The sequence below is a fragment of the Stenotrophomonas maltophilia group sp. P373 genome, assembly GCF_053295075.1.
Window position 1 is genome coordinate 750,330 of sequence record NZ_CM129994.1, and the last position, 12,149, is coordinate 762,478.

Annotated in this window: 7 protein-coding genes; 5 read left to right on the top strand and 2 right to left on the bottom strand. The window is 68.0% G+C overall.

Going from position 1 to position 12,149, the window contains the following annotated elements; all coding sequences use genetic code 11:
- The first annotated feature begins 16 nt into the window (after positions 1-16).
- Positions 17-2,533: a S9 family peptidase gene (locus tag ACSYHF_RS03380; protein WP_032953936.1), complete on the top strand. Its 2,517-nt coding sequence runs from the start codon at positions 17-19 to the stop codon at positions 2,531-2,533.
- 237 nt (positions 2,534-2,770) lie between these two features.
- On the top strand, positions 2,771-5,482 hold the full coding sequence (gene ppc / locus ACSYHF_RS03385) for a phosphoenolpyruvate carboxylase (RefSeq protein WP_329845881.1): 2,712 nt from the start codon (positions 2,771-2,773) through the stop codon (positions 5,480-5,482).
- A 116-nt stretch (positions 5,483-5,598) separates the two neighbouring features.
- Here ppc and ACSYHF_RS03390 read toward each other — a convergent pair whose 3' ends face one another.
- Together ACSYHF_RS03390 and metK are read right to left on the bottom strand one after the other, a co-directional pair.
- Entirely contained in the window at positions 5,599-6,105 is a 507-nt protein-coding gene (locus ACSYHF_RS03390; protein ID WP_005415314.1) for an acyl-CoA thioesterase, read from the bottom strand.
- Between the two features lie 138 nt (positions 6,106-6,243).
- Entirely contained in the window at positions 6,244-7,455 is a 1,212-nt protein-coding gene (gene metK, locus ACSYHF_RS03395) for a methionine adenosyltransferase (RefSeq protein WP_005408103.1), read from the bottom strand.
- Positions 7,456-7,792: 337 nt separating this feature from the next.
- Here metK and ACSYHF_RS03400 point away from each other — a divergent pair, with 337 nt between their 5' ends.
- From ACSYHF_RS03400 to ACSYHF_RS03410, 3 genes are all read left to right on the top strand, one after another.
- Positions 7,793-9,508: a lysophospholipid acyltransferase family protein gene (locus tag ACSYHF_RS03400; RefSeq protein WP_447576084.1), complete on the top strand. Its 1,716-nt coding sequence runs from the start codon at positions 7,793-7,795 to the stop codon at positions 9,506-9,508.
- Positions 9,505-10,305, top strand: a complete 801-nt coding sequence (locus tag ACSYHF_RS03405) for a UDP-2,3-diacylglucosamine diphosphatase (protein WP_005415316.1) — start codon at positions 9,505-9,507, stop codon at positions 10,303-10,305. Before ACSYHF_RS03400 ends, ACSYHF_RS03405 begins: the two co-directional genes overlap by 4 nt.
- A gap of 119 nt (positions 10,306-10,424) precedes the next feature.
- A complete protein-coding gene (locus tag ACSYHF_RS03410; RefSeq protein ID WP_329845879.1) occupies positions 10,425-11,456 on the top strand; it encodes a metal-dependent hydrolase in 1,032 nt (343 codons plus the stop codon).
- Positions 11,457-12,149: the final 693 nt, after the last annotated feature.

Genomic DNA, 12,149 nt, shown 5'->3' on the forward strand with positions numbered 1-12,149 from the left:
TCACACAGGTGGAACGATGAGCATGCACGCGCGCCGCACACGGCGCTGGACCGGCCTGGTCCTGTCGATGGGGCTGCTGGCGGTGGCCCCGCTGGCCTGGGCGGCCGCCTCGCAGCCAGCTCCGGCGCAGGCGCAGGGTGTCAACGGCTACGAACTGCCATCGGCCGCACTGCAGGCAGTGGTCGACGCCCCGCGCGCGCCGTCGCTGTTCCTGTCGCCGCGCCGCGACGTGGCCGCGATGATGCAGATGCCGTCGCTGCCGTCGATCCAGGTGGTGGCGCAGCCGGAACTGAAGCTGGCCGGCCTGCGCATCAACCCGCGCACGTTCTCCGACAGCCGCTTCAGCTTCGGTGAGAAGCTGTGGCTGATGAACGTGGCCGATGGCAAGGAGCGGCAGATCAGTGGCCTGCCGGCCACGCTGTCGATCGCCAGTGTGATGTGGTCGCCGGACCAGAAGTGGCTGGCCTTCAACCAGGTCGACGCCGCCAGCGGCGCCAATGAACTGTGGCTGGTGGATGTGGCCGGTGGCAGCGCCCGCCGCCTGGTTGCCGGCTTGAACACGGTGATCGGCAGCGGCTACCAGTGGCTGCCGGACAGCCGCGGGCTGGTGGTGTTCACCCGCCCGGCCAACCTGGGGCCGGCCCCGGCCGCCGACGGCGTCCCGACCGGCCCTGCCGTGCAGCAGACCAGCCAGGGTGGCGGCGTGGTGTCGATCCGTACCTACCAGGACCTGCTGAAGAACGAAGCCGACGCCCGCCAGTTCGATTACTACGCGACTACCCAGCCGATGGAAGTCGGCCTGGATGGCAGTACCCGCGCGATCGGTGCGGCCGGCATCTTCATGGGCTTCTCGGTGTCGCCTGACGGCCGCTTCGTGCTGCGCCAGCCGGTGCAGCGTCCGTACTCCTACGTGGTGCCGGTAAGCAGTTTTCCGCGCCGCATTGAAGTGATCGAGCGTGCCACCGGCAAGCTGGTGCATACCGTGGCGGTGCGCCCGCTGGTGGAAGGCCTGCCGACCGGCAACGATGCCGAAGTGACCGGCGTGCGCGACATCAGCTGGCGCGGTGATGCCGATGCCACCCTGGTCTGGGCCGAAGCGCAGGACGGTGGTGATCCGAACCGGGAAGCCAAGGTGCGCGATGCGGTGCTGATGCAGGCTGCGCCGTTCGACAAGCCGCCGGTGACCCTGGCCCAGCTTGGCAGCCGCCTGAGCGGCATCAACTGGGGCCGTGGCGACCTGGCCCTGCTGACCGAGTCGTGGTGGAAGACCCGCAGGACCAGGACCTGGCTGATCGCCCCGGACAACGCCGGTGCCGAGCCGCGCCTGCTGTGGGATCGTGACGCGCAGGACCGTTATGCCGATCCGGGGCGGCCGCTGCTGGCCAGCGATGAACGTGGTCGCTCGCTGCTGCAGACCAGCCCGGAAGGCAGCAGCCTGTACCTGGCCGGTGCCGGCGCTTCGCCGGAAGGCGACCGCCCGTTCGTGGACCGCTTCGACATCGCCACGGGCAAGGCGACGCGCCTGTTCCATTCGCAGGCGCCGAGCTATTCGCTGCCGGTGGCATTGCTGGACAACCAGGGCAATTCGCTGCTGCTGAGCCGCGAGAGCCCGGACGAACCGGCCAACTTCTACGTGCAGTCGCTGGCCGATGCCGGTGCCGCACCGCGCGCGCTGACCCGTTTCGCCCATCCGCTGCCGCAGCTGAAGGGCGTGCAGAAGGAGCAGATCCGTTACCAGCGCAAGGATGGCGTCGACCTGACCGCGACACTGCTGCTGCCGCCGGGCTACGATCCCAAGCGCGACGGCCCGCGCCCGCTGCTGATGTGGGCCTACCCGGGCGAGTTCAAGAGCGCGGCCGCGGCCAGCCAGGTGACCGATTCGCCGTACCGCTTCAATGCGGTCAGCTACTGGGGCCCGCAGGCGTTCCTGGCCAAGGGGTACGTAGTGCTGGCCAGCCCGTCGATGCCGATCATCGGCGAGGGTGACAAGGAGCCGAACGACACCTACATCGAACAGCTGGTGGCCAATGCGCAGGCGGCGGTGGATGAAGTGGTGCGCCGAGGCGTGACCGATCGCGATCACATCGCCATCGGTGGCCACTCCTATGGTGCGTTCATGACGGCCAACCTGCTGGCACACACCCGCCTGTTCAAGGCCGGCATCGCGCGCAGCGGTGCCTACAACCGCACGCTTACTCCGTTCGGTTTCCAGGCCGAGGAGCGCAACTACTGGCAGGCGCAGGACGTCTACCAGAAGATGGCGCCGTTCAATTACGCCGACAGGATCAAGGATCCGATCCTGTTCATCCACGGCGTGGACGACAACAACTCCGGCACGTTCCCGATCCAGAGCGAGCGCATGTTCGCCGCGGTGAAGGGCCTGGGTGGCACCGCGCGGCTGGTGATGCTGCCCAACGAATCGCATGCCTACCGGGCACGCGAATCGATCATGACCATGCTGGCCGAAAGCGAGCGCTGGCTGGAGCAGACCATCGGCCCGGCCGAGCAGGGCAAGGCGAAGAAGAAGCGCTGATACCTGCATGAGGGCGGCCGCTGCAACAGCGGCCGCCTGTGCGGCTGCGCCGCCGCCCGAGCGTGGGCTCGGGCGCTACACGGTGTCACGCGCCACGACGCTTGTAGAGCCGAGCCCATGCTCGGCTGCGTCCGCCAGGGATGCGTGCAGATGAAACCATTTTTGCATCGCAGCACGCTGCCCGTTCTGGTTTAGGCTTGGGGTCTGGATCCGTTGACCGAGGCCTGTGCGTCGCCGATGAACGAGTACCGCAGCAGCATCGAGTTTGCTTCCCCCGATCTTCCGCTTCGCGATGACGTGCGCCGGCTCGGCGCACTGGTCGGTGACCTGCTGGTCGAGCAGGTATCGGCGGCCTTCCTCGACGAGGTCGAGGACGTGCGCACCCGCGCCATCGCCCGCCGTGAGAACCAGGCGCCGCTGTCGGAGCTGGCCGAAGGCCTGGCCGGGCGCACGCCGCAGCAGGCCGAAACCATGGTGCGGGCGTTCAGCACCTACTTCCAGGTGGTCAACATCGCCGAGCGTGTGCATCGCATCCGCCGCCGCCGCGATTACCAGCGCGCCGGCACCGCCGCGCCGCAGCCCGACGGCCTGCAGGATGCGCTGCAGCACCTGAAGGCGCAGGGCGTGGGCCTGGACGAGCTGGCGCAGTGGCTGCCGCGCATCGACATCGAACCGGTGTTTACCGCGCACCCGACCGAAGCGGTGCGCCGTGCGCTGCTGGAGAAAGAGCAGCTGATGGTGGCCAGCCTGGTCGACAACCTCGACGGCCAGCGCACGCCGGGGGAAGCGGCCGCCGATGCTGCGCGCTTCCGCATGGCGCTGACCGCGTCGTGGCAGACCACTGATTCCTCGCCGGTGCGGCCCACCGTCGATGACGAGCGCGAGCACGTCGGCTTCTATCTGGTGCAGGTGCTGTACCGCGTGATTCCGGTGCTGTACGAATCGCTGCAGCAGGCGCTGCGCGATACCTATGGTGAAGAGCTGCCACTGCCGCGCCTGCTGCGCTTCGGTACGTGGGTGGGCGGGGACATGGACGGCAACCCGAACGTGGATGCCCACACCATCCGCACTACGCTGGATGCGCAGCGGCAGGCGGTACTGGCGCGCTATCAGAAGGAACTGCTGCAGCTGGCCAGCCTGCTCAGCCAGTCCACCGAGCGGGTGGGCGTGAGCGATGCGCTGCAGGCGCGCGTGGCGCACTACCAGCAGCTGCTGCCGCAGGTACAGTCGCGCCCGCGCCATGCCGACATGCCCTACCGCCTGCTCAACGATCGCATGCGCGCGCGCCTGCAGGCCACGCTGGAAGACGGCGAGGGCGCTTACGCCGGTCCGGATGAACTGATCGACGACCTGCAGCTGATCCTCGACAGTTTGCGCGCCAATCGCGGCGAACACGCTGGCGGCTTTGCCGTGCAGCGGCTGTTGTGGCGGGTGAAGACGTTCGGCTTCCATCTGGCGCGGTTGGACGTGCGTCAGGAATCGAGCGTGCATGCGCGCGCGCTGGCGGCGGTGCTGGGCGGCGACCCGGCGTGGGAGGGCCTGGATGCCTTGGGCCGCGCGCGCCTGCTGGCACCGCATGCCAGTGGCGAGGTGCCGTTGCCGAAAGGCGACGACGAAGGCAACCGGCGGCTGGACGCCGTGTTCGCTGCATTGGCCGATGCCCGTGCGCGGCATGGCGGCGATGCACTGGGCAGTTACATCATTTCGATGGCGCACGACCGCAGCGACGTGCTGGCGGTGCTGGCGCTGGCGCGGCGTGGTGGCCTGGTCGATACCGATGGCGGCGTGCCGCTCGATATCGCGCCGCTGTTTGAAACTGTGGACGACCTCAAGCGCGGCACCGCCACGCTGCGCGACCTGCTGGAGGATCCGGTGTACCGCGCGCACCTGCGTGCACGCGATGATGTTCAGATGGTGATGCTGGGCTATTCGGACAGCAGCAAGGATGGTGGCATTGCTGCTTCGCGTTGGGGCCTTCAGCGCGCGCAGGTGGAACTGCTGGAGGTGGCGGCCGAGGCCGGCATCCGCCTGACCTTCTTCCATGGCCGGGGCGGCTCGATCAGCCGTGGTGGTGGCAAGACCACCCACGCCGTGGATGCGTCGCCACGCGGCAGCATCGATGGCCGCCTGCGGGTGACCGAGCAGGGCGAGGTGATCCATCGCAAGTACGGCATCCGCGCGCTGGCCCTGCGCTCGCTGGAGCAGGCTACCGGTGCAGTGCTGCGCGCCAGCCTGCGCCCGCGTGCCGCCGAACCGCGCGAGGATGCGTGGCGGCCGGTGATGGATGCGGTGGCTGCGGCCAGCAGCGAGGTGTATCGCGGGTTCGTTGGCCAGGCCGGTTTCATGGATTATTTCCGTACCGCCACGCCGATCGACGTGATCGAGCGGATGACGCTGGGCTCGCGGCCGTCGCGCCGGCTCGGCCAGGACGCAGCGCTGGGCAACCTGCGTGCGATTCCCTGGGTGTTCGCCTGGAGCCAGGCGCGTGCGGTGATTCCCGGCTGGTACGGCGTGGGCAGTGGCCTGCAGGCCGCGGTCGATGCCGGCCACGAACAGACCCTGCGCGATATGGCGCGGGACTGGCCGTTCTTCCGTACCTTCCTGGATGACATCGCGATGGTGCTGTCCAAGGGCGATATCACCATCGCCGAGCAGTTCTCGCTGTTGTCGGGTGAACTGCATGAGCGCTTCTTCCCGCAGGTGCAGCGCGAACTGGAGCTCACCCGGCGCTGGCTGCTGGCGTTGATGGACCAGAAGACGCTGCTGGACCACGACGCGCGGCTGGCGCTGTCGATCCGCCTGCGCAATCCCTACGTCGATCCGATCAGCGTGCTGCAGGTGGAACTGCTGCAGCGCTGGCGGGCCAGCGGGCGCGAGGATGACGATCTGCTGCGCGCGCTGGTGGCGTGCGTGAACGGCGTTTCGCAGGGTGTGCAGAACACCGGTTGATCCGCACCCACCGGGCATGGCCCGGCGAATTCGAAAGGGTAGTGCCGGCCGCTGGCCGGCAACCTCATGATGTTTGGCAGCACGCGCGAGGTTGCCGGCCAGCGGCCGGCACTACCTCATTCCTCCGGCGACGGCGGGTTCGACGCGAGCAGTTCCAGGTGGCGCTGCTCCATTTCCTGGCGCAACTGGCGGCGGATCTGTGCTGCGGCCTGGCGGCGCTTTTCGTCGGACGTTGCCGGCTGCAAGGGCGGGACAGGCGTCGGCCGGCCTTCTTCATCCACTGCGACCATCGTGAAGAAGCAGCTGTTGGCGTGGCGCACGCTGCGCTTGAGGATGTCCTCGGCCACCACCTTGATGCCGATCTCCATCGATGAGGTGCCGGTGTAGTTCACCGAGGCCAGGAAGGTGACCAGCTCGCCCACCGCGATGGGCTGGCGGAACATCACCTGGTCCACCGACAGGGTGACCACGTAGCTGCCGGCATAGCGGCTGGCGCAGGCGTAGGCCACCTGGTCAAGCAGGCGCAGGATGGCTCCACCATGGACCTTGCCGGAGAAATTGGCCATTTCCGGCGACATCAGCACGGTCATGGACAGCTGGTGGGTTTTCAGTTCGGTCGACATGCGGCGATTGTATCGGCAACCGGTAGTGCCGGCCGCTGGCCGGCAACCACGCGGTTGTTTCCGGAGGCCATGAAAAAGCCGGCCAGCGGCCGGCTCTACCAGAAGCAGAAGGGTCGCTTGCGCGGCCCTTCGTGTTGCTTACTTCAGCTTCGCATCGGCGCGCAGGGCGGCGGCGCGGTCGGTCTTCTCCCAGGAGAAGGCCGTGGCGTTGACGGTCTCGCCTTCGCCGTTGAGGTAGCTGAACTCCTTCGGCTTGCGGCCGAAGTGGCCATAGGCCGCGGTCTGCTGGTACATCGGGTGGATCAGGTCCAGCATCTTGATGATGCCGTACGGGCGCAGGTCGAAGTGCTTGCGGATCAGCTTCTCGATCTTGTCGTCGCTGATCTTGCCGGTGCCGAAGGTGGTGACCGAGATCGAGGTCGGCTCAGCCACGCCGATGGCGTAGGAGACCTGCACTTCGCAACGGTCGGCCAGGCCGGCGGCAACCACGTTCTTGGCGACGTAGCGGGCCGCGTAGGCGGCCGAACGGTCGACCTTGGACGGGTCCTTGCCGGAGAACGCGCCACCACCGTGACGGGCCCAGCCGCCGTAGGTGTCGACGATGATCTTGCGGCCGGTCAGGCCGCAGTCGCCCACCGGGCCGCCGATCTCGAACTTGCCGGTCGGGTTGATGTGGAACTTGGTGCCCTTGTGCAGCCACTTGGCCGGCAGCACCGGCTTGATGATCTCTTCGCGGACGGCCTCGATGAGGTCCTTCTGCTTGATGCCCGGGGCGTGCTGGGTCGACAGGACCACGGCGTCGATGGCCGAGACCACGCCGTTTTCATAGCGCAGGGTGACCTGGCTCTTGGCGTCCGGGCGCAGCCACGACAGCGGCGAGTTCTTCTTCTTGCGGATCTTTGCCTGCTGCTCGACCAGGCGGTGCGACAGGTGGATCGCGGCCGGCATGTAGCTGTCGGTCTCGTTGGTGGCATAGCCGAACATCAGGCCCTGGTCGCCAGCGCCCATTTCTTCCGGCTTCTTGCGGTCCACGCCCTGGGCGATGTGCGGCGACTGCTTGCCGATCAGGTTCAGCACGCCGCAGGTGGCGCCGTCGAAGCCGACGTCGGAGCTGTCGTAGCCGATGTCCGTGATGACCTTGCGGGTCAGCGCTTCCAGGTCGATCCAGGCGCTGGTGGTGATTTCACCGGCCACGATGGCAACGCCGGTCTTGACCATGGTCTCGCAGGCCACGCGGGCGCGCTGGTCCTGGGTCAGGATCGCGTCCAGCACCGCATCGGAGATCTGGTCGGCAACCTTGTCCGGATGGCCTTCGGAGACCGACTCGGAGGTGAAGAGATAGCTGGACATCAGGCGTAATATCCCTTGATTCGGATGGAAAGATGGGCGCGCATGATACACGGGGTGCGCCGCCTGTGCATTGTGAACCGGTACCGGTTGCCGGTGGTTAAGCCCGCGTAGGCCCGGCAGGGGCCGTCACGACGGGATTGGGGGCCAGCCTCGAGGCCCAGTGTTCCACCAGCGTGACAACAACAGACGGGGCTGCCCAACCCCCGACCGCGCAGGCCGCGACCCGGCCGTCAAGGGGGCCGGCCGTCATCGTTCTGCCCCGAAACCGCCATCTGGCTGCCGCCTGCCGGGCGCAGGCTGTCGGCCAATCCGGCCGCCGGGCATCAGTGGATCCGCCATGCAGGAACTCGAACAGCGTCTCCAGCAACGTTTCCCCGATTGGTTCCATGGCCGTCGCGGCCAATTGGCGCGGCCGTTGCTGCGCAGCGTCGGCCGCTGGTCGCGCCTGGACCAGATCGAAGCCTTCCTGCAGCGCAGCTCAGGCCTGCGCGGCTTCGGTTTCGTCGCCGCCGGCCTGGAGTTCATCGGCGGCCAGTACCAGGTGGATCCGGCCGCGCTGGCGAAGATTCCGGCCACCGGCCGCCTGCTGATCGTCGCCAACCACCCTTCCGGGGCTCTGGACGCACTGGCCCTGCTGGACGCGGTCGGCCGTATCCGCCGCGATGTGCGGATCGTGGCCAACGACCTGCTGGGGGCGATCGCGCCGCTGCAGGATCTGCTGTTGCCGGTGCGCATCCTGGGCGGCAAGGCGCAGCGCGGCAGCCTGCATGCGGTGGAGCAGGCATTGGCCGCCGAGCAGTGCGTGATCGTGTTCCCGGCTGGCGAGGTCTCGCGCCTGTCGCTGCGCGGCATCCGCGATGGCCGCTGGCAGCGGGGATTTGTCCGCTTTGCCCGCGCCGCCGGTGCGCCGGTGCTGCCGGTGCGGGTGGAAGCGCGCAACTCGGCACTGTTCTATGGCGCCTCGACCCTGTTCAAGCCGGCCGGTACCGCGCTGCTGGCGCGCGAGATGTTCACCCGTCGTGGCCGCCCACTGCGGCTGAGCATCGGCGAGCCGATGCGGCTGGGCGACGGCGGCGATCCGGGTGCCCAACTGCTGGCGGTACGCCGCGCACTCTATGCGCTGGGCCGCAATGGCGCGGCCGGCAATGCCGCTGCCTGCGCAGGCCCTGAGCCGCTGGCCGCCCCGCTGCCACCTTCGCAGGTCGCCGCTGGCATCGCAGCCGCCACCCAGCTGGGCCAGACCGCCGACGGCAAGCAGATCCTGCTGGCCACCTGCACTGCCGATTCGCCACTGCTGCTGGAACTGGGCCGCCTGCGCGAACTGACCTTCCGCCAGGTGGGTGAGGGCACCGGCCGCAGCCGTGACCTCGACAACTACGACCCGCAGTACGAGCACATCGTGATCTGGGACGCCGCCACGCAGCGCATCGCTGGCGCGTACCGGATCATGCGTGGTGCCCACGCGTTGGCCCGGCACGGCCTGTCCGGCCTCTACAGTGCGTCGTTGTTCCGCTATTCCGACGACGCCATCAGCCACATCGCCGAAGGCCTGGAACTGGGCCGCAGCTTCGTGGTGCCCGACTACTGGGGCAGCCGCAGCCTGGATTACCTGTGGCAGGGCATCGGTGCCTACCTGCAGTGCCGGCCGGGGATCCGCTACCTGTTCGGCGCGGTGTCGATCAGTGCGGCGCTGCCGCGCGAGGCGCGCGAGCAGCTGGTGGCGTACTACCAGCGCTATTACAGCGGCACCGCCGGCATGGCCGAATCGAACCGGCCGTTCCAGTACTTTGCCGCACCGCCCAGTTTCGGTGAGCTGGATGCAGGCGCCGCGTTCGACGTGCTCAAGGCCAACCTGGCTGCACTCGGTACCGGCGTACCCACGCTGTATCGCCAGTACACCGATCTGTGCGAACCGGGCGGCGCGCGCTTCCTCGCCTTCGGGGTGGATCCGGACTTCAGCGACTCGATCGACGGCCTGATCGAGGTGGACCTGTGTGCGATCCGGCCGAACAAGCGCAAACGTTACCTGCGCGACGCGGGGACGCCGGCATGAGCACGCTGGCGAACCTGTCGCCGCACCGGCGCGCAGTGTTCGTCTCCGACGTGCACCTGGGATCACGTCACTGCCATGCCACCGAGCTGGCGCGCTTTCTCTCGCAACTGCGCTGTGAACGGCTGTACCTGGTCGGCGACATCATCGACCTGTGGTGGATGGCGCACCGCCGTGCCAACTGGCGGCAGTCGCACAGCGAGGTCATCCAGGCGCTGCACGCATTGCGTCGCGCTGGCACCGAGATCATCTACATCCCCGGCAACCACGATGCATCGCTGCGCCAGGTGTGCGGGCTGATGCTGCCGGCGATGCAGGTGCGCCGCCGCGCCATCCACGTGACCGCCGATGGCCGCCGGCTGCTGGTCGCGCACGGCGACGACTACGACGGCGTGACCCACTTCGGCGGCCTGCAGGAAAAGTTCGGTGACTGGCTGTATTACCGCATCCTCACCGGCAACCAGGCATTGAACGCGGTGCGCCGCCAGCTTGGCATGCGCTACTGGTCGCTATCGGAGTTCCTGAAGAAGCGCAGTGGTGCGGCTGAACGCTACATCGAGCGCTTCGTGCAGGCCGGCCTGGACGACGTGCGCCGGCGCGGCCTGGACGGTATCGTCTGCGGGCATATCCACCGCGCCGCGCTGGTCGAACGCGATGGCCTGGTCTATGCCAACGATGGGGATTGGGTGGAAAGCCTGACCGCGCTGGTCGAAGACCACGACGGCGCGCTGCGCCTGCTGGACCACAACGGCCAGACGCTGGTGGAGCTGCCGGGCGCGCGGTTGTCGCAGGCGGCATAGCCCGCGTGTGTCCCCTTGTAGAGCCGAGCCCATGCTCGGCTGCTCTTCATTGCGTGTAACGGCAGCCGAGCATGGGCTCGGCTCTACATACACCGCGCGCAAGCCGCTAGCATCGGCCCATGGATTCATTGACCCAGATCGTGCTCGGTGGCGCCGTCGCTGCTGCCATCGCTCCGCCCGGCCATCGCCGCGCGGCCCTGCTGGCCGGTGCCGCGCTCGGCACCCTGCCGGACCTCGACGCCCTGTGGCTTGGCTTCACTGCGGCCGACCCGTTGGCGAACATGACCGAACACCGCAGCTTCAGCCATTCGCTGCTGGTGCTGCCCTGGGTGGCCGCACTGATCTGGTGGTTGCTCAAGCGCTTCGGCAATGGTCGCGTCGCGCAGTCACCGCTGCGCTGGTTCTGGGCGATCCAGCTGGCGCTGGTTACCCATCCCGTGCTGGATGCGTTCACCGTCTACGGTACCCAGTTGTGGTGGCCGCTGCGGCCACACCCAACCATGGGCTCCAGCGTCTTCATCATCGACCCTGGCTACACGGTGTGGCTGCTGCTGGGCTGCGTGCTGGCCTGGTTTGGTCGTGCGCGGCCTTGGGCGGGCAAGGTGCTGGGCGCGGCGTTGCTGTTCAGCAGTGGCTACCTGGGCTGGGGGCTGATCGCCAAGGCGCAGGTCGATCGGGCCGCCCAGCAGAGCCTGGCGGCGATGGGCCTGGGTGACGCGCCGCGCTTCTCGGTGCCGATGCCGTTCAATACGCTGCTGTGGCGGGTGGTAGCGATGACGCCCAATGGCTACGTGGTGGGTGATCGCTCACTGGTGGCCGACCATGGGCCGATGCGGTTCGAAGGCCATGCGTCCAACGTGCAGGCCTTGCGCGAAGCGCGGGCCATCCCGGCGGTGCAGCAGCTGCAATGGTTCAACCGTGGCTTCATGCGTGCGCAGGTCGTGGACGGAAGGCTTGTGCTGAGCGATCTGCGCATGGGGCTGGAACCGGACTACACCTTCAACTTCGTCGTCGCCGAGCAGGCCGACGGGCAGTGGCGGCCGATAACGCCCGAGCAGGTGCGGGCGGACTACAGCAGCCCGGCCGCGCGCGCCGACGCAAGTCGCCGGCTGGCGGCCATGTGGCAGCGGATCTGGCATGCGCCCGAGTAGATCCACGCCCTGCGTGGATGAAGGGACATCGGCGGTGGCAGCCACGCGTGGCGTGGCTCAACTGCGTCGATCAGCGCCCGCAGCCGGTGCCGTTGAGTAGATCCACGTCATGCGTGGATGAAGGGACATCGGCGGTGGCAGCCACGCATGGCGTGGCTCTACTGCGTCGATCAGCGCCCGCAGCCGGTGCCGTTGAGTAGATCCACGCCATGCGTGGATGAAGGGACATCGGCGGTGGCAGCCACGCATGGCGTGGCTCTACTGCGTCGATCAGCGCCCGCAGCCGGTGCCGTTGAGTAGATCCACGCCATGCGTGGATGAAGGGACATCGGCGCTGGCAGCCACGCATGGCGTGGCTCCACTGCGTCGATCAGCGCCCGCAGCCGGTGCCGTTGAGTAGATCCACGCCATGCGTGGATGAAGGGACATCGGCGGTGGCAGCCACGCATGGCGTGGCTCCACTGCGTCGATCAGCGCCCGCAGCCGGTGCCGTTGAGTAGATCCACGCCATACGCGGATGAAGGGACATCGGCGGTGGCAGCCACGCATGGCGTGGCTCTACTGCGTCGATCAGCGCCCGCAGCCGGTGCCGTTGAGTAGATCCACGCCATGCGCGGATGAAGGGACATCGGCGGTGGCAGCCACGCATGGCGTGGCTCTACTGCGTCGATCAGCGCCCGCAGCCGGTGCCGT

Coding starts and splice junctions, on each gene's coding strand:
- ACSYHF_RS03380 (WP_032953936.1), top strand. CDS start 17: ATGAGCATGCACGCGCGCCGCACACGGCGCTGGACCGGCCTGGTCCTG.
- ppc (WP_329845881.1), top strand. CDS start 2,771: ATGAACGAGTACCGCAGCAGCATCGAGTTTGCTTCCCCCGATCTTCCG.
- ACSYHF_RS03390 (WP_005415314.1), bottom strand. CDS start 6,105: ATGTCGACCGAACTGAAAACCCACCAGCTGTCCATGACCGTGCTGATG.
- metK (WP_005408103.1), bottom strand. CDS start 7,455: ATGTCCAGCTATCTCTTCACCTCCGAGTCGGTCTCCGAAGGCCATCCG.
- ACSYHF_RS03400 (WP_447576084.1), top strand. CDS start 7,793: ATGCAGGAACTCGAACAGCGTCTCCAGCAACGTTTCCCCGATTGGTTC.
- ACSYHF_RS03405 (WP_005415316.1), top strand. CDS start 9,505: ATGAGCACGCTGGCGAACCTGTCGCCGCACCGGCGCGCAGTGTTCGTC.
- ACSYHF_RS03410 (WP_329845879.1), top strand. CDS start 10,425: ATGGATTCATTGACCCAGATCGTGCTCGGTGGCGCCGTCGCTGCTGCC.